Source organism: Mesorhizobium wenxiniae, assembly GCF_002284535.1.
Lineage (GTDB): Bacteria > Pseudomonadota > Alphaproteobacteria > Rhizobiales > Rhizobiaceae > Mesorhizobium > Mesorhizobium wenxiniae.
This window is the reverse complement of the sequence record NZ_NPKH01000030.1, coordinates 101981-124939: the sequence shown is the minus strand read 5'-3', so window position 1 is coordinate 124939 and position 22959 is coordinate 101981. Positions and strand designations below refer to the sequence as shown.

Here is a 22959-nt window from a genome sequence, read left to right as displayed (position 1 = left end):
GGATGGCTTGCCTCGCTCTTAAGGGTTTGCTGCTTGCAGCCTCGCCCGGTGCCGGCGAGGAGGTGGGATCCTATGCCGTAACCGGCGATGCGATCATGGAGCCTCTGGTCGGCGGCAAGGGCGATCCGGCGCGCGGCGCCGCGCTGATCTCGGACCGGCAGCGCAGCCTCTGCACGCTCTGCCACAGCGGGCCGTTTCCCGACGCGCATCTGCACGGCACGCTGGCGCCCGACCTGACCGGCGTCGGGGCAAGGCTATCGGAAGGCCAGATCCGGCTGCGCGTGGTCGACATGAAGCGGCTCGTGCCGAACACGATCATGCCTTCCTACTATCGGGTCGAGGATGAGCAAGGCCGGCGTGTCGCCACCGTCTGGCGCAGCAAGCCGATCCTGAGCGGCGACGATATCCTCGATATCGGCGCCTATCTCACCACGCTGAAGGGGTGATTATGCACGAAGACCCGCTTCGAGTTTACGGAGGCTTGGCCGGACGGCGGCAGTTTCTTCGGGCCGGCATGACTGGTCTGCTGGTGATCAGTCTGCCGCGCTGGGCTGTTGCCCGTCCGAGCCTCGAGCACGCGATCCGGACCTTCACCGGGGGAGCCGACGTCCTCGACGGCCGCATCCGGCTCGATCTGCCACCCCTGGTCGAGAACGGCAACGCGGTCGGGATCACGGTCGCCGCCGAGGCCCCGATGACCGCGGACGACTATGTCCGGCGCATCGCGGTCTTCAACGAGAAGAACCCGGAGGCGAATGTCGCAATTTTCCACCTCGGGCCGCGCACGGGCCGCGCCACCGTCTCGACGCGGATCCGGCTCGCGACCTCTCAGGTGGTGGTGGCCGTTGCGGAGATGAGCGACGGCAGCTTCTGGTCGAGCCGGGCGAGCGCCATCGTCACGCTGGCCGCCTGCATCGAGGATCTCTCATAATGGCGCGCGCTCTCGTCAATGTGCCGAAAATGGCCAGGCAGGGCGAGGTCGTCGAGATCAAGGCGATGATCGCCCATCCGATGGAAACCGGCTATCGTATCGGCCCGAACGGCTCCAACATCCCCCGCGACATCATCCGCCGCTTCGCCTGTAGTTATAACGGCGAAGAGGTGTTTTCCGCCGATCTCTTTCCAGCGGTGTCGGCCAATCCGTTCATTGCCTTCACGCTCGTTGCCACGACGAGCGGCACGATCGACTTCACCTGGACCGACGATGTCGGGAAGATCCAAACGGCGTCGGCCATGATCACGGTGAACTGATGCATGCGCTCTGGCCGCTTGCAGCCGTCGGCGCCGCCGCCATCTGCGGCATTGTCTCGGCCGCCGGAATCGAAGACGGCGAGGAGCGCTCTGGCGTCGACTTCATGACGCCGGAGACGCAGGCGCTGCAGGCCGACGACATGAGCAACCCGGGCATGCTATGGGTGCTGCAGGGCGAGCAGCTCTGGCAACAGGCGGAGGGCAGGGCGGATGTCGCCTGCGCCGGCTGCCATGACGATGCCAGCCAGACGATGCGCGGCGTTGCCGCGCGCTACTCGGCCTTTGACGCGGCGACGGAACGGCCGATCGACCTTGCCGGGCGCATCAACTCCTGCCGCGCGGAGCGGCAGCAGGCCGAGCCGCTCGCGCCGGAGTCTGACGCGTTGCTCGCGCTGACGGCCTATGTGGCGCATCAGTCGCGCGGCATGCCAATCACACCGGCGACCGACGCCCGGCTCGCGCCGTTCCGCGACAACGGCCGGCGTCTGTTCCAGAGCCGCATAGGCCAGCTCGAGCTCTCCTGCGCCTCCTGCCACGACGACGACTGGGGCAAACGGCTCGGCGGCAGTGTTATCCCGCAGGCGCATCCGACCGGCTACCCGCTCTTCAGACTGGAGTGGCAGACGGTCGGTTCGCTGCAGCGGCGCCTGCGCAACTGCATGATCGGGGTCAGGGCCGAGCCCCTCGACCTGGAGCTCCACCTGACGGAGCGGGCCCGCGGCCTTCTGGTCGAGACACCGGCCGTCCGGCCGTGATGCCGACAGCGGATGGTTGTTCACCTGCCGCCGACGGACAGTTGATTGCAATGCGGCGCTCGGCCGCTAGCCTGCGCTGCGCACTCCCACGCTCGTGCATTCTGTGCTTGTGGGTCTTCGATCGATCTGGGCCTAGTTCAGGTCTTCTTCCAATTTTGCAGAAGCGGCCCTTTGCTCCCATAGACGGGATCCTTGCGTGGACGACCTACCTTCCGGATCATGGCCAGCGCGCCATCATGCTCCTGGGCAGTCGTGCATTCGTCATAGGTCCCAAATGGAGGGTAGGCGCCGACAACCAGAAAATCGTCGGACGCCGAAAGACATTGGTGCCCGGTGCCGGCCGGAAGAACCGCGACGTCGCCGGCCTTCAGTGACAGGGTTCGTCCCTTTTTGCCTCCAAATCGGACTTTGGCCGTTCCGGCCGCAACTCCGAGCACCTCATGTATTCGCGAATGGTAGTGAACATAGTCGTAGATGCCATTTCGCCAGCTGTCCCCCCAGCCGTTGGCCTCAAAAAGCTCCTCCAGGACGGCTGCGGGATCAAATTCTTCGGGCAGCCTCACTGCGCTGCGATAGACGACAAGCGGCCAAAACGGATGATTGGGCACCAGGCCATCATCCTTGAACCAAAACTCATTTGCTTTTCGCCGCCTTATAAGATCGGCTACTTCTTGCCTGCCCGGTCTTGCGACACCGGTTACCTGCTCGACAGCTTTCTTGGTACTCTGCAGAATGCTCATAATGTAGCCTGCATTGCGGGTTGTCAGAGGACGACTCGTCATGCCGATTCAACCGGCTGCATGCCGGTCGGTTCCGCTACTTTTTGGCCACGGCAATCCAGCCGGATTTGTTCGATGATCGCAGGAGATATTAGGCATGAGTAACGTGGTAACGCTGCATGGTGATAAGCGCTGGAAAGCGGTTCTTGTCTACGGCCACCAGAACGGCCCGATTACGATCGAACATTATCTTGAAGAGATTTCCGAGCTTCATAACATCATCGAACACGGCCCGGACTGGAACACCCTGATAGCGTGCACGGTGACTATCAATCGTCCTGACGGTGGTGAGGAGCAGAACAGCGAGGAAAAGGAGGCCCGCCGTGAACATCGGTGAGATCGCGGATAAGTTCATCCGAGCGCGGCCGAGATCGAGCGCGTCAGCCGCTGGCATGCCGGGGCGCGTAGCGGGCGCTTACCATGGCCAGTTGGCTTCCAATTGCGGCGGTAAATCGCATAAGGGTCACGTTAGAGCACGCGCGTCTGTCAAATTGCTCAATCATTCCAACCGGGCATTGGACGGACCGAGACAGAAAAAACACGATCAAATGAAGAAGATAATCCACAAACTTGCCGTGGCACCGATGATGGATGGGGCGGATAGTCATTGCTTATATAACGATGTGCACACGCCGTGCACACGGGTTTGCGCTCTTCTTTGTTTCTGTTTCGAAACACCGCGCCAAGCCCGCAAGCAGGGAAAGGACTGGTCTGTAGGCGACGATGATCTGGCTTATATCGATGAGATCCTGGCTGCGCTAGGCATTGTCGACATCGCCTTCAGGAATACCGGCTAGCTTTCCGGCGGCCAGCGGCAACTCGCCTGCCTAGCACCGACGCTGGTGCGCGAGCCGGAGATCCTGCTGATGCGCGAACCGACATCAGCACTCGATCTCTCGCGGCAGATAGAAGTGCTCAGGCTCAGCGGGAAACTTGCCGGGGCGCGAGGCGTGGTCGTGCTGATCGCCCTGCACGACCTCAATCACGTCCTGCGCGCACTGATCAGGGCGATGGTAATCGCAGACGGCCGGCTGGTCGCATGCGGGTCATCGCCGAACATCACATCCGATCTGCTGCGGGACGTTTATCACGTCACTACGCGCATCGAGCCGTCCTCGCGCGGCATTGGCCACGTTGTTGTGAATGGCGTGGCGGATGGGCGTCTGACGATCATTATGCCGACAGCGGAAACCGAACCCGGGATTCGGCGGAGATTCGAAGCGGATGTCGTCCCGGCCGCATGACGGCAACCGCATTACGCCGGTTTGCGGGCCTTCGGTTCAATTTGAGCGCTCTGATCGACCTACACCTCTGACCGCTGCTTGAGGCCGGAGTGTGCTTGCATTCAACTCAAGGCGTGGCCGGCCAATCCATAGACCCAAGGCTCGTTGCTTTCCCGGTTCAGAAAGCGGCGGCCTTTGGACATTGTCGTCACGGTCTCGGCAATGCCGAGGCCGCTCTGCTGGAGAAACTCGGCAAATGCGCCATCCCTTTCGCGCGTATCGACGCGCGCGAATTGACCTGCCAGCTTCTTCAGATGAACGGCAGTGAGATGGACCGCATCCTGGTCGCTTCGAGCCACAATGGGACCAATCACATAGCCGCGCCCGAACTCGCGACACATGGAATAGCCAACGACCTCGCCCGCACGGCTCAATGTGGATATTGACGCACCCTCTGAGAGCAACGCAAGCAGCCTTGCACGGTTTGTCCCGAATGCGCGCGCGTCCAGCGCGGTGATGTCGCCGAGCCTGTCGCTAGGCAGGTCACTTAGTTCACCATCGAGAGCTGGCATCGGCGGGAGTGTTTGGGGGACCTGTCCCTGGCGCATATAGTCGATCGCCTCGCTCGTGAAGCCGAGCGAAATATACAGAGGATAGGCGGGATGAGTTGCATTCAGAGCCAGATTGCGATCCCCGCACTGCTCAAGGACCTGTTCCATGAGCCATCGGCCACCTCCCTGCGCCTGTGCGCGGGGCGTCGTGATCACAAGACCAATGGTGGCAAAATCGTCCCCGTGGGGAAACCACATCGCGCTTCCGAAGACGCGCCCAATTCCGTCAACGGCGACGATGCCGTGGCCGGCGCGGCGCAACAAATCCCAGTCCTTGGGGCGATGCGGCCAGCGGACAGAAATCGATAGTGCATGCAGCAACTCAACGTCGACATCATTGATGTCCCGCGCAACCAGTTCAAAGGAATTCAGGCGCACTGATCTCTGCATCTCGGTCGATCGGCTCCTTCAAACCAAAGCCCAGCGTCGCAGGCATGTGGTGTTTCCGTCGTCGACGCCATGTCACGACAGGCCTCATTTGCCGCAGCTTTACACTGGAAAGCCAGCAGGTTTCGCTGGTTCGAGGCGTTTTTTCGCAATCTTCAGCCAAAGCACGACGCGATTCGGCAGGGAACACTGCTGCCTACGGATAGGCTGGTCGCACCCGGTAACAATGTGCAAGCAGAGCGGACCGCCATGAACGTGGAAGAAATCCTCGCGACCCTGATTGCATTTCCCTCTGTTGTGGGCACCCCAAACGGCGCGATCGTCAATTGGATCCGCGACTACTGTCAGGCAGCGGGAGCCGAGGTGACGGTTCTTCCTGGTCCCGAGGGCGACCGGTCCAACCTCTTCGTCACGATCGGCCCGCGCGAGGGTCGGGGCTACATCATCTCGGGACATGTGGATGTCGTGCCGGCCGGCGAGCCGGAATGGAGCTCGGATCCGTTTGTCCTGCGCCGCGAGGGCGGCAGGCTTTACGGCCGCGGCGCCACCGACATGAAGGGCTTTCTCGCCTGCGCATTGGCCGCGCTCCCAGGACTTGCGGCGATGAACCTGCGGCAGCCAATTCATCTCGCATTCTCCTACGATGAAGAGGCGGGGTGCCGTGGCGTGCCGCATCTCTTAGCTGCGTTGCCAGGCCTATGCGAGAGGCCGCTTGGCGCGATAGTCGGCGAGCCGAGCCGGATGCAGCCGGTGCGCGCGCACAAGGGGAAGGCCGCCGCGCGGCTCGAGGTGGTCGGGCGATCCGGCCATTCGTCTCGCCCCGATCTCGGACTCAATGCCGTGCACGCCATGGCCGGCGTCATCACGCACGCCGTGGCCTATGGCCAATCCCTTGCCGACGGACCGCTCGATCAAGATTTCGAACCCCCATATTCTTCGTTGCAGGTGGGCGTCATCGCCGGTGGACAGGCGGTCAACGTCATCGCTGGCCACTGCACTGCCGATATCGAGGTACGTGCCGTGCCGGGCGTTTCTCCATCCTCCCTGCTTGAGCCGGTCAAGGCTGGGCTTTTTGCCCTGCGCGACAGCGGCTTCGAGGTAATTTGGCACGAGCTGAGTTCCTATCCCGCCCTTGCACCCGCGAAGGGGAGTGAGCTAGCGGCGGTTCTGACCGAGCTGACGGGGCAGGAGCCGCACACAGCGGTCAGTTACGGCACGGAGGCCGGGCTTTATCAGCAGGCCGGTATCGATGCGATCATTTGCGGCCCCGGCGACATCGGCCGTGCTCACCGTGCCGACGAATATATCGAGACCGGTGAACTCGCCGCTTGCCGGAAGATGATCCACGGGCTCGGCGCGCGTCTCGCGGCCTGAAGGAAGGGGTGGGTTCCATGGCGTTTCTTTTCAATTCCGATGCCGCGCGTGCTGCGGTGTTCCGCGAGATCTTCGCGCGCGAGCTCCCGGAGCTGGAATTCTTCCATTCCGGCGAGGAAATGGAGCTGGAGAAGGTGCGCTATCTCATTACCTGGACGGTGCCGGACGAGATCTCGCGCTACCGCAATCTGGAAGTGCTGTTTTCCATCGGAGCGGGCGTCGACCAGTTCAAGCAGGACGTGGTGCCAAGCCATGTGAAGCTTGTGCGGATGGTCGAGGATGGCATCATCCGCATGATGCAGGAATACGTCGCGCTCGGCGTATTGGCGCTCCACCGGGAGGTGCCCGCCTATCTCGAGCAGCAGAAGAGGTGCCTCTGGCAACCAATTGCCGCTCGACAGGCGGCCGAGCGCCGGGTTGGCTTCCTCGGCCTTGGCATGCTGGCGCAGTCGGCTATAGAGCGCTTGAAGCCGTTCCAGTTTCCGCTTGCCGGGTGGAGCCGCAGCGAAAAGCGGATAGAGGGGGTGGCCTGTTTTCATGGCGCGGACCAACTCGCGGGCTTTCTGAAGCAAACGGATATTCTCGTCTGCCTGCTGCCGCTGACGGAACAAACGCGCGGCATGCTCGATGCAAAGCTCTTCGACCTACTGCCCGCCGGGGCGCGGCTGCTGCATGTCGGCAGGGGTCCGCAACTCGACCAGGCCGCGCTGATCGACGCGCTCGACACCGGTCACCTATCTGCGGCGATGCTTGATGTCACGGATCCAGAGCCGCTCCCGCAAGACCATCCGCTGTGGTCGCATCCGAAGGTGATGATAACGCCGCACATTGCCTCGGTGACACAACCGCATACGGCGGCGCAAGCCGCCGTCGACAACGTCCGGCGCCACCGCGCCGGCGAAGAACTGATCGGCCTCGTCGATCGGACACTCGGCTATTAACAGGGAAACCCAACATGTCACTGCTGACCACGATTGACACAAATCCCGCCTTCACGCCCAAGGAGGCCTTGCCGCTGCCGGAGCGGCTCATTTCCGGCACTCCATCCTTCAAGACCTGGGCGCAGGATGCCTCGAAAGGTGAGAAGGTTCTGACCGGCGTCTGGGAGGCGACCCCCGGCGAGACGCATTCGATCAAGGGCACCACCTACGAGTTTTGCCACATCATTTCGGGTGTGATCGAAATCGAGGAGAAGGGGGGCGAGACGAAGACCTATCGCGCCGGTGACAGCTTCGTGATGAAGCCCGGCTTCGTCGGCGTCTGGCGCACGATCGAGACCGTGCGCAAGATCTACGTCTGCGTGTATGACTGAGTTCAATGCTCAAGGTCCGGCCGAATAGAGCGCGTGGCGGTTCCAGAACAAACGACTTTCCAAGTTCCGCCTGATGCGATTCGACGCTGTTGGGCGGCTCATCCTCGACCGAAAATGCGGCGCGCGGTCCACTATTGTTCTGATGAAACGCTAGTGCGAATGAGGACCTCCATCAAATGAAGACCTACGACATAGCGCTCATCCCCGGCGACGGCATCGGCAAGGACGTGACCGAGTCGGCATGGCAGGTGATGCGGGCGGCGGCAAAACGGGGCGGTTTCGCCCTTGATGGCAAACGCTTCCCATGGTCCTGCGCCTACTACCTGGAAACCGGCGCAATGATGCCGCCAGACGGCATCGAGACACTTCGAAAATTCGATGCAATCTACCTGGGCGCTGTGGGGTGGCCCGCGGAAGTGCCTGACTCAGTATCGCTACACGGACTGCTCCTGCCGATTCGGAAAGGGTTCACGCAGTACGCCAACATACGACCGCACAGGCTGTTGCCGGGCGTCCAGGGGCCCCTCCGATCCGATGGCTTCGACATCCTGTGCATACGCGAGAATACGGAAGGCGAATATTCCGGCGCCGGCGGGCGCGTCCATTCCGGCACGGCCAATGAGGTCGCGATTGAGACAGCAATCTTCACGCGTGCGGGTGTCGAACGGATCATGCGTTTCGGCTTCGAACAGGCGCGGGCGCGCCGCAATAAGCTCGCATCGGTGACCAAATCCAACGCGCAGAAACATTCCATGGTTTTCTGGGATGAGGTGACGCGCGAGATAGCGAAAGACTATCCCGATGTAGAGGTCTCGCACTACCACATCGACGCCATGGCTGCCCGCATGGTGCTGGCGCCTGAAAGCCTCGACGTAATCGTCGCCTCGAATCTGTTTGGCGACATCCTCACCGATATCGGAGCGGCGATCCAGGGCGGGCTGGGTTATGCTGCCTCGGCCAATATCAATCCCGATCGCAGCGCACCTTCCATGTTCGAGCCTGTCCATGGGTCGGCGCCCGATATCGCGCATCTCGGCGTCGCCAATCCGATCGCCGCGATCTGGTCCGGTGCGATGATGCTCGAGCATCTGGGCGAGCGGCATGCTGCGGCAGAAGTGATGTCGGCAATCGAGTCCATAACGGCGCAAGGCATAGGCACGATCGCAGGCAAGGACCGGACTGAAACCATCACGCGAGCCGTGCTTGCGGCATTGAACTGAAAGGGCAGAGGAAAAAGACCATGAATGCGATCACGAGGATTGGCACCTTTAACGATACGGACCTGTTCCGCCAGCAGGCGTTGATTGGCGGTGTCTGGCGGGAAGCGGACACAAAGGCCGTCGCCGAGGTCACCAACCCTGCCAGCCTGAATGTTCTCGGCACCGTTCCCGACATGGGCGGCGACGAGACCAGGGCGGCGATCGCTGCTGCGGCCGAGGCATTCAAAAGCTGGAAGAAGAAGACCCATGCCGAGCGTGCGGGACTGCTGGAGCGATGGCACGACCTCATTCGCCAGCACGAGCAGGATTTGGCGCTTCTGCTGACGCTGGAACAGGGTAAGCCGCTTGCCGAGGCGTCGGCGGAAATCCGCTACGGCGCATCCTTTGTAAAATGGTTTGCGGAGGAGGCGCGCCGGATCGGTGGCTCGACCATTCCGTCACCCACCGCCGATCGCCGCCTTCTGGTTCTCAAGGAAGCAGTCGGCGTCTGCGCCGTCATCACGCCGTGGAATTTCCCCAATGCGATGATCACGCGCAAGGTGGCGCCCGCCCTTGCCGCCGGCTGCACGGTGGTGATCAAGCCGTCGGAGTTCACACCCTTTTCGGCGCTCGCGCTCGGCGTCCTGGCGGAGCGGGCGGGGATCCCGGCAGGCGTTATCAACATCGTGACCGGCATGCCGGGAGAGATCGGCAAAGAACTGATGGCCAACGAGACGGTGCGCAAGATCTCGTTCACCGGGTCGACCCGCGTCGGTGCGCTACTCATGCGTGGCGCGGCCGATAGCATCAAGCGGCTGAGCCTGGAGCTTGGCGGCAACGCCCCCTTTATCGTCTTTGACGACGCCGATCTGGATAACGCAGTTGAAGGGGTGATCGTATCCAAGTTCCGCAATGGCGGTCAAACCTGCGTTTGCGCGAACCGGATTCTCGTGCAGGAAGGCGTTTACGACGCTTTCGCCGAAAAGCTGAGCCGGCGCGTCACGCGGATGAAGGTTGGCGCGGGGACCGACGAAGGCACTGAGATCGGCCCGATGATCAATGCGGCCGCGATCGACAAGATCGAGCGTCACATAGCGGATGCGAAGTCGAAAGGCGCGCAGATCCTCGCCCAAAGCGAGGCAGTGCCCGACGGCAGGCAATATGCACGGCCTGTCGTCCTGGGGGAGGCTACGACCGAGATGCTCCTGGCATCGGAAGAAACCTTCGGTCCGGTGGCGCCGCTTTTTCGCTTCGAGACGGAGGAAGAGGCCATCACGATTGCGAACGGTACGCCGTTCGGCCTTGCCGCCTACTTCTACACCGACGACCTCAAGCGGTCATGGCGTGTTGCCGAGGCGCTGGAGTTCGGCATGGTCGGGCTCAATACCGGCCTGATCTCGACCGAGGTTGCGCCTTTCGGCGGTGTCAAGCAGTCAGGCGTGGGACGGGAAGGATCGCAGCTCGGCATCGAAGAGTATCTCGAGGTCAAGACGCTCCATGTCGGCGGGTTGAACTAGAGGCTTTTCCGGAAGTCGAAACAGCGGCACCAGAATCAGAAAGGGGCGGTCGAACCGCCCCTTTTTCATTTAGATACTTCGAAGGCCGTGATTGCCGGGGGCGCGCCAGCCTCAAGCAACTTCCCGAACGGGCTCCAGGCCGACCGCGGCGGCCAGCCCGCCGATATCCTTGACCTCGGTATATTCGTAGAAGGGGTTTGCAGGCTCGTGGCCGCGGTTCACCCAGACCTTGCTCTTGATGCCGAGATCGTAGGCGGTCATCAGATCGTAGCGGAAGGAGGATGACACATGAGTGATGTCCTCCGGGCCGCAGCCGAGCTTGTCGAGCATGTATTCAAAGCCCTTCATCAGCGGCTTATAGGCGCCAACCTGTTCGGCGGTGATGACGGTGTGAAAGGGCGCGCCGAGCTTTTCCACATTAGACATGATCAGACTGTTCATGGAGTTTGACAGGATCACCAGTGGGATTTCCTTGGCGACCTTGGCCAGTCCCGCCGGGACGTCGGGGTGCGGACCCCAGGTCGGCACTTCGTTATAGATGCGTTGGGCGTCTTCGGGTTTGAACTGGATACCGATGCGCTTGCAGCTGCGTTCGATGGAATTCTGCACCACCTCGAGGAAGGGTTTCCATGGCCCCAGCACCTCGTCAAGGCGATAGCCTCTAAAAGCCTCGACGAAGCCGGCCATTGCCTCTGGGGAGAGGCGCTCGCCGTAGACGCGCCGCGCCGCGCCGGCCATATCGAAATTGGTGAGCGTACCGTAGCAGTCGAAGGTGATGTATTTCGGTCTGAACGTCGACATTGCGACAATCCTCCTGGTTTTCTTGGCACAGCGTGCCTGTACCACAATCACCATAGTCGGAGATCTGGAAGACTAACGGCCGCATTCGCCGCGACCTGAAGCAGATCGTTTCGTATTGCATCGCCGGTTTGGCAGAGTGTTGCGCCAGGTGTCTTTTCGAGCTTTGGGAGCAGCGCGGCCTGTCGGCCATGCTTCGGCAGAAGATGCGGCGCGAGCGGCGAACGATAGTGAAAACGCGTCGCGCATGGCTGCCGGTCGGGAGGAACTGCTGTCTTTGGTGGTCTACCGTTAGCACCTGAAGACGAAGGCTGGAAATACATCATGACCACACGACAGATCATCCTTGAAGAGATGACAGCGGGGCACCTGGAAGGCGCTGTCGAGTTGTCTCGCCAAGTTGAATGGCCGCATCGTCGCGAGGATTGGGAGCTGGCCCAGTCGGTCAGCCGGGGGATCGTCGCTCTGGAACAAGAACGCGTGGTTGCGACCATCATGATGACCCCCTACGGCGACAATGCCGCCGCCATCAACATGGTGATCGTCGATGCGGCCATGCGCGGCCGCGGACTCGGCCGAAAGATGATGGAAGAGGCGCTTGCCAAGGCGGGTGAGCGCACCTGTTGCCTGACGGCGACACGGGAAGGCCTGCCGCTGTATGAGAAACTGGGCTTCGTCACGACTGGCGAGATCGTGCAGCATCAGGGCGAGGCGTTGGCAGTTTCGGCGCCGGCCCGTGTATCCTGGGCAGAGAGCGGCGATTTTGCCCGCCTCGAGGTGCTGGATCGCGAGGCATTTGGCCATGACCGTTCGGCACTGATGAAGCGGCTTTTCGAGCGCGCGAAGTTCGCTGTCATTGGCGATGAAGGCGATATCCAGGCCTTTTCCGCCATCCGGCCATTCGGCCGGGGGCTGGTCATCGGGCCGGTGGTGGCGAGAAACGGTGCCGAGGCCAAGGCACTGATCGACTTTCTGCTCGCCCATCATCAGGGCAAGTTCGTCCGTGTCGATACCGACCTCTCAACGGATCTTGCTGACTGGCTCGCCGGGCGCGGGCTCGCGCACGTCGGCGGTGGGATTACGATGCGACGCTCCATGGCCACGCACAAAGAACACAAAGAAAGCAAACCAGCGCATCATCGCACATATGCGTTAGTCAGTCAGGCGCTCGGTTAAATCAGGCACTCGGTTGAATCGGAGGAAGAAATGCTGGCAAACTCACTGATCGAACTCGATCGCGCACATCTGGTTCACCCGTTTTCGTGCTATCGGAGCCACGAGGAGACGGGCGTGCGGGTGCTCAAATCCGCCAAGGGCGCGATGGTGACCGATGCAAGCGGAAAAAGCCTTCTGGACGGATTCGCCGGTCTATGGTGTGTAAACGCCGGATACGGCCAGGAAAGCATCGTTGAAGCCGCCGCCAAGCAGCTAAGGGAGCTTCCCTATGCGACGGGATATTTCGGGCTGGGATCCGAGCCTGCCATTCGCCTTGCTGCCAGACTTGCCGAACTGGCGCCCGGCGATCTGAACCATGTCTATTTCACGCTGGGCGGTTCCGACGCAGTCGACAGCACGATCCGTTTCATTCGCTACTATTACCATGCCAAGGGTACGCCGCAAAAGGACCAGTTCATTTCGGTCGAGTATGGCTACCACGGATCCTCGACGGCAGGGTCCGGTCTGACCGCGATCCCCGCTTTCCATGCGGGTTTCGGCGTGCCTTACGACTGGCAGCACAAGATTCCCTCGCACTATGCCTATCGCAATCCGGTCGGTTCCGATCCGCAGACGATTATCGACGCATCGGTCGCGGCCCTGCGCGCCAAGATCGCGGAACTCGGCGCGGACTGCGTTGCGGCCTTCTACGCTGAACCCATTCAGGGTTCGGGCGGTGTCCTCGTTCCCCCGACGGGCTGGCTGAAGGCCCTGCACACCGTGTGCAAGGAACACGACATCCTGTTCGTTGCCGACGAAGTCATCACTGCCTTTGGCCGCACCGGCCCGCTCTTCGCCTGTGACGAGGACGATGTGGTGCCGGATTTCATGACCACGGCGAAGGGACTGACCTCGGGCTACGTGCCGATGGGCGCAGTCTTCATGTCGGACCATGTCTACAATACGATCGCGGACGGAGCCGGCAAAGCGCCTGTCGGCCATGGCTACACCTATTCAGCCCATCCCGTGAGCGCGGCGGTGGGGCTGGAATGCCTGCGACTCTACGAAGAGGGCTTGCTCGAGAACGGGCGGAAGGCCGGGAAGCGCTTGATGGAAGGCCTTCGCTCGCTCGCCGACCACCCGCTGGTTGGCGATATTCGTGGTCGCGGCATGCTGGCCGCAGTCGAGTTGGTCACCGACAAGGAGCGCAAGACGCCGCTGCCGGCGGCAGCCGATCCGGGTCGCCGTATTTTCAACCGCGCATGGGCGAACGGCCTCATCATCCGCGCCTTCAACAGCGGCATCCTGGGCTATGCGCCGCCGCTCTGCTGCACGGAGGACGATATCGATGGAATCCTCGAACGCACGCGGATGACGCTGGATCAAACCCTCGAAGACAAGGACGTGCGGGCGGCGATGAAAAGATGATCGTCCAGACTGCCGCCGCATGCGCGGGGCAGCCTCTTCCTCATCTGTCGAATATGGCGTCGAGCGGCAGGTGAGATTTCACGATAGGGGATTTCAGCACGACGAAGCTGAAATATTTGTCGATGCCGATGTCCATTTCGACAAGGCGCTCCATGACCGTCTGGTATTCGGTGATTCCCGCTGTGACAAACTTCACCAGGTAGTCGTAGCCGCCTGAAACAAGATGGCATTCGATGACGGAATCGATCTTCTCGACGGTGGCAAGAAACCGCGCGAAGTCGTTCTGCCGATGGTTCCTGAGCGTGATCTCGGTGAAGACCGTCAACGTCTGCCCGAGTTTGGAGACGTCGATCTGGGCGGAATAGCCGGTGATGAAGCCTTCCGCCTGAAGCTTCTTGACCCGCATCAGGCAGGGGCTCGGCGACAGATACACCAGTTCGGCAAGCTCGACGTTGGATATGCGCCCGTTCTTTTGCAGCTCGGAGAGAATTTTGATGTCGATCTTGTCGAGCTTCATCAGAAACCTGTCACACGTTCGAACCGCGGATCGTCCGGCAAACGGCGTCCGTTACTTCCTGCGTGGTCGCGGTGCCACCAACGTCCGGCGTGAGCACGCCTTCCCTAGTCACCGATTCCACAGCGCGCATCAGCCGGTCGGCCGCTTCGCTTTCGCCCAGATGGTCAAGCATCTGGGCAACGGTCCAGAAGGTGGCGACAGGGTTGGCGATACCTTTGCCGGCAATGTCGAATGCCGAGCCGTGGATAGGCTCGAACATCGAGGGGTAGCGCCGCTCGGGATCAATATTGGCGGTCGGTGCTACACCGAGGCTGCCCGCAAGCGCGCCTGCAAGGTCCGACAATATGTCGGCGTGAAGATTGGTGGCGACAATCGTATCGAGGCTCCGTGGTTTCAGCGTCATACGCGCCGTCATAGCATCAACCAGCATCTTGTCCCACGTGACGTCCGGGAATTCCCGTGCCACCTCGGCGGCGATTTCGTCCCACATTACCATGCCGTGACGCTGCGCGTTGGATTTCGTAACAACTGTCAGGAGCTTTCGCGGCCGTGACTGCGCCAGCCGGAATGCATAGCGCATGATGCGGGTGACGCCGACGCGCGTGAAGATCGCGACCTCGGTTCCGACTTCCTCGGGGAGGCCGCGATGGGCGCGGCCGCCGTGGCCCGAATACTCGCCCTCGGAATTCTCCCGCACGATCACCCAATCGAGATCGCCAGGGCCAACGCCCGCCAGCGGAGAAGCAATGCCCGGCAGTATCCTGGTTGGCCGCACGTTCGCGTACTGATCAAAGCCCTGGCAAATCGGCAGCCGGAGGCCCCAGAGAGTGATGTCGTCGGGCACATCGGGAGCACCGACCGCGCCAAAGAAGATAGCGTCGAAAGGCTTCAGTTGCGTCACACCATCTTCGGGCATCATCCGACCATGGGCCTTGTAGTAGTCTGAGCCCCAGTCGAAGTGCTTGACGCGCAGCTTGAAGTCGCCGCAACGCTCTTCAAGTGTCTCAAGCGCCTGGAGACCGGCGGCAATGACCTCTGGCCCGATCCCGTCGGCTGGAATGGCGGCAATCTCATATTCGCGCATCGTCACTTTCCCTGTTTTCAGTGCTGGCCGCGTCGCTGCCTCGATCTCGTGTGCGACCGTTTGGACGTTGGCAAATCGGTCTTCTCAGAATTCAGCGACCTTGCCCCACGCAGCGGTCTTCAGGCGCTCCGGCCTATAAGGACGTGGATCGACGATCGGCTCGCTGCCCGTGATGATGTCGGCGATCATATGCCCGGCGCCGGGGCCGATCCCGAAGCCGTGACCGCTGAATCCCGCCGCCAGGATAAAACCCGGAATCCCCTCGATTTCACCGACCGCGGGAATGCCATCGGGCGTGCTGTCGATATAACCCGCCCAGGCATCGGAGATCGCGACGCGCTTGAGTTCGGGCATCAATTCGCAGGCTCGTCGATATGTCAGGCGAATCTGCCTCATGTCAGGTTTGGGGTCGAGAATCCGATTCCGTTCCATTGGTGTCACGTCGTCAAGTACCCATTTCCTCAGGCTTTCATGACCTTGACGCCAGCCCTCGAACGCTCCCGGGGCCAGACTGCGCCAGCGGCGGGCGAACATGGGCACGAACTCGCGGCTGAACCTGAGCTGCTGCGGCGTTGGATCGACTCGCGCCCGCCCGCTGATCGCCAGAGTGTATCCACCGTTGCCGCGCCGCGTCAGCGAGACGCGCGCGGTATGCAGGGCATCCGGCAGGCCATTTGCGCCCGGCGCTACGGCTAGAATGGACTGACGCACGGCAGCTTGCGGGAAACGAATACCAAGCTGGTTGCAGAAGGAAGAAGCCCACGCGCCTCCGGCCATGACCACGGTCCTTGTCCGGATGGTTCCCGATTCTGTAACGACGCCGCTGACCCGGCCGGCACTCAACTCTATGCCGCGAGCCGTGCAATATTGATGTACGGAGCCGCCAGCCGCCATGATCCCTCGCGCGGCTACAGGTACCGCCCTCGAGGTGTCTGCCGTTCCGTCGGTCGGTGAGAAAACGCCGCCCTTCCACTTGCGGCCGGTCGCTTTGCCCCGTTCGGTGGCCTTTTCCGCACTCAGCATATGCGTCGTGACGCCGACCGTCCTTGCAAAATCGCGCCACTTTGCCCAACCTGCGAGTTCATCGTCGTTCTGCGACAAATAGAGCAGCCCGCAACGGCGAAAGCCGGTGTCTTCGCCAGTCTCCTGCGCCACTTTTTCCCAGAGATCGAGGCTCTTGGTTGCCATCGGCAACTCGCGCGCGTCACGGTTCTGCTGGCGGCACCAGCCCCAGTTGCGGCTGGACTGTTCGGCGGCAACGCGCCCCTTCTCCAGCAGGGCAACGCTGACGCCGCGGCGTGCGAGATAATATGCCGTGAATACGCCTACCACGCCGCCGCCGATGACGACGACGTCCGCCTCGCGAGGCAGGGATGGGCTGGAATCGATGTGCATGAGCGGCGCGTGCATGGATGGGGACTCCGGTAATTTGAAGCATCCTAACCTGCCCCCTACAGAGGTAGGCCGCGAAGTTTGTGCCTGGACGGAATATCGTGCGGTTAGCGGCCTCTAGGACGGGCAATTGTTGCGCGAAAAGCTTGCTGGTACCGGGGCAAGCAGGAGTACACTTCATGCAGTCGCGTCATCTACGGCATGGCTGTTCAGGGCGCGCGGCACACAGTTGCCGACCCTGATCGGCAGCGCCTTGGCCTACATTGCGATGGGCCGCACGAACACCGTTCCGCTCGACCGCATTGCGTGGCACACGGTCTCGATGCACGCCGGAAGCCCTGGTTCCTGCCCGTCGTGGGCGCGTATTACCGCATGAAGGATATGATTGCCGGATCATGTCGCGGGCCCCGAACAGCTGCAGAGTGAAATGCCGAACTGGACGTTCTTTTCAGAAGTTCCTGCCGCCCGAGGGCCAAGTTTTCGATGACTCTGCGGAAACAAAACAGTCAAACTGGCTGAAAGAACGGAGCAACCTCTCATGGCAGGCAAGCTCCAGAGGACTTCCGATAGGCAGGGCTTACGCCTTCGGAGAGTTCTCCAACAAAAGGGAACAGTGTCCGGTACACGGACCGGATTTCATCAAGGGAGCCGCCAGGATGAGCAGAATCCGTTTCTCGCAGCCTCAGGGCGCGAAGCGCCGAGATGGCCAGACGACGGCCGCTCCGGTGAGGCGCTTCTGCTCAAAGGGCGATGATGCGGTCCGCAACAGCGTGGACCCGTTCGGTTTAAAGGGGAGGTGATCTCGATGGTCGCAAGCATCCAGGCTGTAGCTCCCCACGATGTGGCGCTTTCAATACGCGACCTCACGGTGAATTTGCCGGAAGGCATGGAACGGACCCATGCCGTCGAGAACATCTCCTTTGATCTGAAGCGCGGTCAGATCCTGTGTATCATCGGCGAATCCGGATCGGGAAAGTCTGTCACAGCCAATGCGATCATGGGGCTACTGCCCAAGGTGATCCGCGTCTCCTCGGGCGCCATCCAGCTGGATGGGATGAACATCATAGGTTTGTCGCCCGACAAACTGCGCAGCCTACGCGGTCGGGTTGTGTCGATGATTTTCCAGGATCCTCTCTCGGCACTCAACCCGCTGATGACGGTGGGCGCGCAGATCGACGAAGTGATGGCGGCACATGGCGTCGGCACCCCGAAATCCCGTCGTGGCCGCGCTGTCGAGTTGCTGACCGAGGTCGGGCTGCCCGACCCCGAACTCATGTATCATCAGTATCCGTTCCGGCTTTCTGGCGGGCAGCGGCAGCGGGTTATGATCGCCATGGCGCTGGCGCTCGAGCCCACCATCCTGATCGCGGATGAACCGACGACGGCGCTCGACGTGACCACCCAGGCGCAGATTCTAGAACTGATCCGCGAGATTCAGCGACGCAAGGGAATGAGCGTCATGTTCATCACCCATGACTTCGGGGTGGTGGCCGAGATTGCAGACAGCGTCGTCGTTATGGAGAAAGGCCACATCGTCGAACAGGGTAGCGCTCAACAGGTCCTGAAGTCGCCCGGCCATCCCTATACCCGGCGCCTTATCGCGGCCGTCCCGCGCCTGACCGGCGAGGACCGCGTTCCTCTGGAAACGGCCGACAAGACGCCGATCCTGAAGGTCGAGGGCCTGGTGAAGACCTATCGCAGCGGCAGTGCGCTGTTCGGCAAGGAGCGCGTCGTGCCCGCCGTTAACGGGGTCTCGTTCGATCTGGCGCCCGGGCGCACGCTGGGCGTCGTTGGCGAGAGCGGTTCCGGCAAATCATCGCTGGGCCGGCTTCTGATCAAGCTGCTGGACTGCGACGGCGGCGGGATTGTGTTCGAGGGGCAGGAGATCGCGAAGCTTTCCGAGGCCGAGTTCCGCCAACTGCGCCCCCGAATTCAGATGATCTTCCAGGACCCCTTCGCGTCGCTCAACCCGCGCGCGACTGTCGGCCACATCCTGACGGTTGGCCCGGTCGCGCACGGGACGGCCTATGCGCAAGCGCGTGAAGAGGCGAAGGCCCTGTTGGCCCATGTCGGGCTCGATGCGGGCGCGTTTGGCCGCTACCCGCACGAATTCTCCGGCGGACAGCGCCAGCGCATAGGCATCGCCCGGGCGCTGATGTTCAAGCCGAAGCTGCTGATCGCCGACGAGGCGGTGTCGGCGCTCGACGTGTCGATCCAGGCGCAGATCCTGAAGCTGCTCGACCAGATCCAGCGAGAGACCGGCGTATCGATGATCTTCATCACCCACGATCTGCGCGTTGCCAGCCAGATCTGCGACGAAATCGCGGTGATGCAGAAAGGGCGGATCGTTGAACGCGGACCGCCCTCGCAAATCTTCCTCGACCCGCAATCGGCCTACACGCGTGAGCTGGTGGCGGCGATTCCTGGAGAGCAGCCGGGACCGACCCGCCCGGTTGCGGCAAACGGGTAAGAGCCACGGCGGACACCGCCAGAACAAGGGGAATTCCAATGACTGAACGTACGAACTCCAAATCGAACTACTCGCGGCGCCACGCCCTTCGATTGATGGCGATAGGCGGGGCCGCAGGCCTCATTGCGCCCAATCTGTTGGGCAAACCCGCCTTCGCCCAGAACCCTCCAGCGAGCCCGACCGGCCGCGTCGTCGTCGGATTTTCGCAGGAACCCACCGTCTTCAATCCACTGATGCCGCATACCGAGTGCGACGACGCCGTGCACTTCTCGGTGTTTGATGCACTCGTTCGCATGGACCCCAAGGGCGTTCTTCAGCCCAATCTTGTGGTCGAAGTGCCCAGCCAAGACAACGGCGGCATTTCGGAGGATGGACTTTTGTGGCGCATCCGCCTGCGTGATGACGTCCGCTGGCACGACGGCCAACCCTTCACGGCCGAGGATGTGAAGTTCACGCTTGAGCTCATCACCAATCCGAAATTCCGCGCGTGGCGGACGGCGGGTCATTCGCTGGTGCGCGACATCAAGGTGGTCTCGCCGACCGAGCTCACCTGGCGGATGGAGGAGGCTTTCGCCCCTTACCTGTCGTTTCTCGCCGAAACCTTCATGGTGCCCAAGCACATCCTCGAAAAAGAGGCCGACCCGAACGCCGCCGCCTTCAATCAGGCGCCTGTCGGCACTGGCGCATTCAAGTGGGCGCAGCGCATTGCCGGCGATCACATCGAACTCGTCGCGAACACGGACTATGCAGGGGAGGGCCCCTATTTGGAGCGGCTCGTCTTCAAATACATCCCCGACATGACGGTGCTCTACACCCAGTTCAAGAGCGGCGACATTGATCTTGTCGACCAGGCATTCATAACCGCCGACAACTATGCGGAAGCCAGCACACTACCGGATCGCGTGGTCATGTTGGAGCGCGGAGCATCGGTCGAGTCGATCTATCTCAATCTTGAGAAGCCGCAATTCAAGGACCCTGCGGTTCGCCAGGCGCTCTACGCCGCAATAGATAGGAAAGCGATCCTCGAAGGACTTTATTACGGGGTCCACAACCCCACCGAGACCTTCATGCCGCAGAATTCCTACTACTACAATCCGAACCTGCCGGCGCAGGAGTTCAACATCGAGCGCGCGCGCCAGATCCTCGACGAGGCCGGCTGGGTACCCGGAGCCGATGGAATACGGGTGAAGGACGGGGTGCGTCTGTCTTTCGCCAACTCCACCACCTCCGGCAACCACCTGCGCGAGCAGACGCAGCAGTTTCTGCAGCAGACATTCGCCGAGATCGGGGTGGAGATGACCATTTCGAACCTGCCGGCCGCCGTCATGTGGGGCGATTTCTGGCTCAAATCGCAGTTCGAGTCAGCCATCTCCGGTGTAACCAATGTCATCGCGGGCGACCCCGACGTTACCAACCGCCTGCACACAAAGGCGATCGTCGCGAAGGGCGGAAAGGGCTCGAACACAGGCCAATACTCCAACCCGGAGGTTGATGCGCTGCTCGACAAGGGTACCCGCACCTTCGATCGGGAAGAGCGGCGCGCCATCTATCTGCGTGTTCAGGAAATTGTTCGTCAGGATCTGCCGTTCCTGCCTCTGTTTGCCTACGCCAATGTGTTCGGCCGCAAGGAAGGGCTGGCGGGTTTCGAGGCAAATTCCAACACCCGCGTCGCATCCTGGCATGCCGCCGGATGGCATTGGAAGGACTGACATACTTACGCCGCCGCCTTAGGGCGGCGGCGTGTCACCGGCGTCTTGAAAGGGGAGAGTTGAATGCGTGGCTTCCTGCTCAACCGGCTCTCGCAGAGCCTCATCCTGCTCCTGATCGTGTCGGTCATCGGGTTCGTTGTCCTGAACTTGTTACCGGGGGGGCCACTGGCGCAATTCGGGCTCGATCCCGGCATGACGCAGGACGATCTCGATCGCCTGAAAGAGCAACTAGGGCTCAATCGGCCGCTGTGGATGCAATATCTCGATTGGGCCTGGCGGCTTCTCCAGGGCGACTGGGGCAACTCCTTCCGCGATGGGGCGCCGGTGCTTTCGGTGATCGGCCGGCACGTCTTTGCCACGCTGCTGCTGATGGGCACATCCACCGCGATCGCAATCGCCATTGGCACCTGGATCGGCATCCGCGGCGCTACGCACCGCTACTCGCTGTTTGACCATCTGGCGACGGTTGGCGCCATGGTCGCGCTGTCGATCCCGACCTTCTGGTTCGGGCTCGTCGGCATCTACATTTTTTCGCTCAAGCTGGGCTGGGTGCCTGCGGGCAATATGTACACCATCGGCGACGGCTCGGTGCTGAACTATCTCCACCACCTTATCCTGCCCAGCCTCGTGCTGTCGCTGGTGCATGTGGCGATCTGGAGCCGCTACATGCGCACCTCCACCCTCGACGCCATCAGCCAGGATTTCGTCAAGACCGCCCGGGCCAAGGGTTTGAGCGAGCGCCGAGTCATAATGAAACACGTTGTTGGCAATGCGCTTTTGCCAATGATCACGCTGGCAGGGGTGCAACTTCCCAGCATCCTGACTGGCGCACTGGTGACAGAGACCGTGTTTACCTGGCCAGGCATGGGGCGGCTGTTCCTCGATAGCCTCGGCTACAGCGACTACCCGGTCGTGATGGGACTGCTGATGTTCTCGGCCATCCTCGTCATTCTGGGCAATTTGATCGCCGACATTGCGGTGGCCATCGTCGATCCGCGCATCCGTCTGGGTTGAGCGCGCAACCTTACGCCTGACAGGAGGCAGCCGAAATGACCGCTCTCGTCGCAAATACAGGACCAAGCCGCTGGTGGCGTAGCCGCACCGTGCGCCGTTTCACGAGTCATCATCTGGCGCTGCTGGGGGTGGCGATGATCATGCTCCTCACGCTGGCATGCGTCTTCGGCCCGCATCTTCTGCCCTATGATTCGCTCTACATCGATTTGCGCGCCCGGTTTTCCCCGCCGCTGACCGGCGACCACTATCTCGGGACCGATCCGCTGGGGCGCGATCTGGCAGCGCGATTGCTCATGGCGGGAAGGATTTCGCTGGCGGTGGCCTTCTTCGCCATGTTGCTGTCGACGCTGATCGGAACGCTCGTCGGCGTAATCGCGGGCTATCGCGGCGGCTGGATCGGCGCGGCGCTGATGCGCACCGTCGATGGCTTCCTGTCTTTCCCGTCAATCTTCCTGCTGCTCGCTTTGGCCGCGGCACTGAAGCCGAGCCCGGCCATGGTCACGGTGATCATCGCGGTCACCAGTTGGATGGAAGTGGCTCGAATTGTCGAGGCCGAGGTCCGCTCTCTGCGCGAGCGCGAGTTCGTCCTGGCTGGGCGCATGCTGGGATTGAGCGGCGCCCACATCATGTTCCGGGAGATCCTGCCCAACGCCATGGGACCGATCATTGTGGCCGCCACATTGACAGTTGCGCACGCGATCCTTCTGGAAGCCTATATCAGCTTCCTGGGCTATGGCATTCAGCCGCCGCTGGCCAGCTGGGGTAACATGCTGGAGGGCGCCCAGCAGTATCTGGCGAGCGCGCCTTGGCTGGCGATCATCCCGGGCGCCGCCATCACCATCGCCGTAACCAGCTTCAACTTCATCGGTGACGGACTGCGCGATGCGCTCGACGTGCGAGATGACCGTGTCTGATTTCGTCAGCAAACGCGACCCACTGCAGATCCTAAAAACGCAACGGGAAGTAGCGCACGTGCATGAGGAG

General features: G+C 61.7%; 24 protein-coding genes. 18 read left to right on the top strand and 6 right to left on the bottom strand.

Going from position 1 to position 22959, the window contains the following annotated elements; all coding sequences use genetic code 11:
* Positions 1–2: 2 nt before the first annotated feature.
* From CIT31_RS24685 to soxA, 4 genes are read left to right on the top strand one after another with little or no spacing between them, the layout of a single operon-like run.
* Entirely contained in the window at positions 3–446 is a 444-nt protein-coding gene (locus tag CIT31_RS24685) for a cytochrome c family protein (protein ID WP_095520797.1), read from the top strand.
* A 2-nt stretch (positions 447–448) separates the two neighbouring features.
* On the top strand, positions 449–931 hold the full coding sequence (locus tag CIT31_RS24680; protein WP_095520748.1) for a SoxY-related AACIE arm protein: 483 nt from the start codon (positions 449–451) through the stop codon (positions 929–931).
* Complete coding sequence (soxZ, locus tag CIT31_RS24675; protein WP_095520747.1) at positions 931–1251, top strand: thiosulfate oxidation carrier complex protein SoxZ; 321 nt, start codon at positions 931–933, stop codon at positions 1249–1251. The genes CIT31_RS24680 and soxZ overlap by 1 nt, the downstream gene beginning before the upstream one ends.
* Complete coding sequence (gene soxA, locus CIT31_RS24670; RefSeq protein ID WP_095520746.1) at positions 1251–2006, top strand: sulfur oxidation c-type cytochrome SoxA; 756 nt, start codon at positions 1251–1253, stop codon at positions 2004–2006. Before soxZ ends, soxA begins: the two co-directional genes overlap by 1 nt.
* Positions 2007–2143: 137 nt before the next feature.
* Here soxA and CIT31_RS24665 read toward each other — a convergent pair whose 3' ends face one another.
* Positions 2144–2746, bottom strand: coding sequence for a cupin domain-containing protein (locus tag CIT31_RS24665; protein ID WP_095520745.1), 603 nt, complete (start codon positions 2744–2746; stop codon positions 2144–2146).
* 136 nt (positions 2747–2882) lie between these two features.
* Here CIT31_RS24665 and CIT31_RS33915 point away from each other — a divergent pair, with 136 nt between their 5' ends.
* The 3 genes from CIT31_RS33915 (at position 2883) to CIT31_RS24650 (ending at position 4029) form a co-directional block, all read left to right on the top strand.
* The gene (locus CIT31_RS33915) at positions 2883–3122 is read left to right on the top strand and encodes a hypothetical protein (protein ID WP_027151810.1); all 240 of its coding nucleotides are present in this window, start codon (positions 2883–2885) and stop codon (positions 3120–3122) included.
* The gene (locus CIT31_RS33910; protein ID WP_133116204.1) at positions 3109–3582 is read left to right on the top strand and encodes a hypothetical protein; all 474 of its coding nucleotides are present in this window, start codon (positions 3109–3111) and stop codon (positions 3580–3582) included. The genes CIT31_RS33915 and CIT31_RS33910 overlap by 14 nt, the downstream gene beginning before the upstream one ends.
* Positions 3583–3651: 69 nt before the next feature.
* Positions 3652–4029, top strand: a complete 378-nt coding sequence (locus CIT31_RS24650) for an ATP-binding cassette domain-containing protein (RefSeq protein WP_133116203.1) — start codon at positions 3652–3654, stop codon at positions 4027–4029.
* A gap of 101 nt (positions 4030–4130) precedes the next feature.
* Here the strand turns inward: CIT31_RS24650 and CIT31_RS24645 are convergent, their stop codons facing one another.
* On the bottom strand, positions 4131–5009 hold the full coding sequence (locus CIT31_RS24645) for a GNAT family N-acetyltransferase (RefSeq protein WP_095520741.1): 879 nt from the start codon (positions 5007–5009) through the stop codon (positions 4131–4133).
* A 246-nt stretch (positions 5010–5255) separates the two neighbouring features.
* Between CIT31_RS24645 and argE the strand changes: the two genes are divergently transcribed.
* The 5 genes from argE to CIT31_RS24620 all read left to right on the top strand — a co-directional run bounded on the left by argE (position 5256) and on the right by CIT31_RS24620 (position 10408).
* Positions 5256–6380: an acetylornithine deacetylase gene (argE, locus tag CIT31_RS24640; RefSeq protein ID WP_095520740.1), complete on the top strand. Its 1125-nt coding sequence runs from the start codon at positions 5256–5258 to the stop codon at positions 6378–6380.
* Between the two features lie 17 nt (positions 6381–6397).
* Entirely contained in the window at positions 6398–7321 is a 924-nt protein-coding gene (locus CIT31_RS24635; protein WP_095520739.1) for a 2-hydroxyacid dehydrogenase, read from the top strand.
* Between the two features lie 14 nt (positions 7322–7335).
* Positions 7336–7692 carry a cupin domain-containing protein gene (locus CIT31_RS24630; protein ID WP_095520738.1) on the top strand — a complete coding sequence of 119 codons (357 nt, stop codon included), beginning with the start codon at positions 7336–7338 and terminating at the stop codon, positions 7690–7692.
* 176 nt (positions 7693–7868) lie between these two features.
* The gene (locus tag CIT31_RS24625) at positions 7869–8912 is read left to right on the top strand and encodes a tartrate dehydrogenase (protein WP_095520737.1); all 1044 of its coding nucleotides are present in this window, start codon (positions 7869–7871) and stop codon (positions 8910–8912) included.
* A 20-nt stretch (positions 8913–8932) separates the two neighbouring features.
* Positions 8933–10408 (top strand): NAD-dependent succinate-semialdehyde dehydrogenase, encoded by a 1476-nt coding sequence (locus CIT31_RS24620; protein WP_095520736.1) that lies wholly within the window; start codon positions 8933–8935, stop codon positions 10406–10408.
* Positions 10409–10519: 111 nt separating this feature from the next.
* On the opposite strand, the gene CIT31_RS24615 is transcribed toward CIT31_RS24620, so the two are convergent.
* Positions 10520–11209: a haloacid dehalogenase type II gene (locus CIT31_RS24615; RefSeq protein ID WP_095520735.1), complete on the bottom strand. Its 690-nt coding sequence runs from the start codon at positions 11207–11209 to the stop codon at positions 10520–10522.
* A gap of 321 nt (positions 11210–11530) precedes the next feature.
* On the opposite strand from CIT31_RS24615, the gene CIT31_RS24610 reads away from it, so the two are divergent.
* Entirely contained in the window at positions 11531–12382 is an 852-nt protein-coding gene (locus CIT31_RS24610; RefSeq protein ID WP_095520734.1) for a GNAT family N-acetyltransferase, read from the top strand.
* A gap of 30 nt (positions 12383–12412) precedes the next feature.
* Positions 12413–13789, top strand: coding sequence for an aspartate aminotransferase family protein (locus CIT31_RS24605; protein ID WP_095520733.1), 1377 nt, complete (start codon positions 12413–12415; stop codon positions 13787–13789).
* Positions 13790–13829: 40 nt separating this feature from the next.
* On the opposite strand, the gene CIT31_RS24600 is transcribed toward CIT31_RS24605, so the two are convergent.
* From CIT31_RS24600 to CIT31_RS24590, 3 genes are all read right to left on the bottom strand, one after another.
* Entirely contained in the window at positions 13830–14306 is a 477-nt protein-coding gene (locus CIT31_RS24600; protein ID WP_029352587.1) for an Lrp/AsnC family transcriptional regulator, read from the bottom strand.
* 10 nt (positions 14307–14316) lie between these two features.
* Positions 14317–15390: a tartrate dehydrogenase gene (locus CIT31_RS24595; protein WP_095520732.1), complete on the bottom strand. Its 1074-nt coding sequence runs from the start codon at positions 15388–15390 to the stop codon at positions 14317–14319.
* Positions 15391–15474: 84 nt separating this feature from the next.
* Positions 15475–16800: an NAD(P)/FAD-dependent oxidoreductase gene (locus CIT31_RS24590; RefSeq protein WP_095520731.1), complete on the bottom strand. Its 1326-nt coding sequence runs from the start codon at positions 16798–16800 to the stop codon at positions 15475–15477.
* A gap of 787 nt (positions 16801–17587) precedes the next feature.
* On the opposite strand from CIT31_RS24590, the gene CIT31_RS24585 reads away from it, so the two are divergent.
* The 4 genes from CIT31_RS24585 (at position 17588) to CIT31_RS24570 (ending at position 22889) form a co-directional block, all read left to right on the top strand.
* On the top strand, positions 17588–19252 hold the full coding sequence (locus CIT31_RS24585) for an ABC transporter ATP-binding protein (protein WP_095520730.1): 1665 nt from the start codon (positions 17588–17590) through the stop codon (positions 19250–19252).
* Between the two features lie 38 nt (positions 19253–19290).
* Positions 19291–20961 carry a peptide ABC transporter substrate-binding protein gene (locus CIT31_RS24580; protein WP_095520729.1) on the top strand — a complete coding sequence of 557 codons (1671 nt, stop codon included), beginning with the start codon at positions 19291–19293 and terminating at the stop codon, positions 20959–20961.
* Between the two features lie 63 nt (positions 20962–21024).
* Positions 21025–21975, top strand: a complete 951-nt coding sequence (locus tag CIT31_RS24575; protein ID WP_095520728.1) for an ABC transporter permease — start codon at positions 21025–21027, stop codon at positions 21973–21975.
* Between the two features lie 35 nt (positions 21976–22010).
* Positions 22011–22889: an ABC transporter permease gene (locus CIT31_RS24570; protein WP_095520727.1), complete on the top strand. Its 879-nt coding sequence runs from the start codon at positions 22011–22013 to the stop codon at positions 22887–22889.
* Positions 22890–22959: the final 70 nt, after the last annotated feature.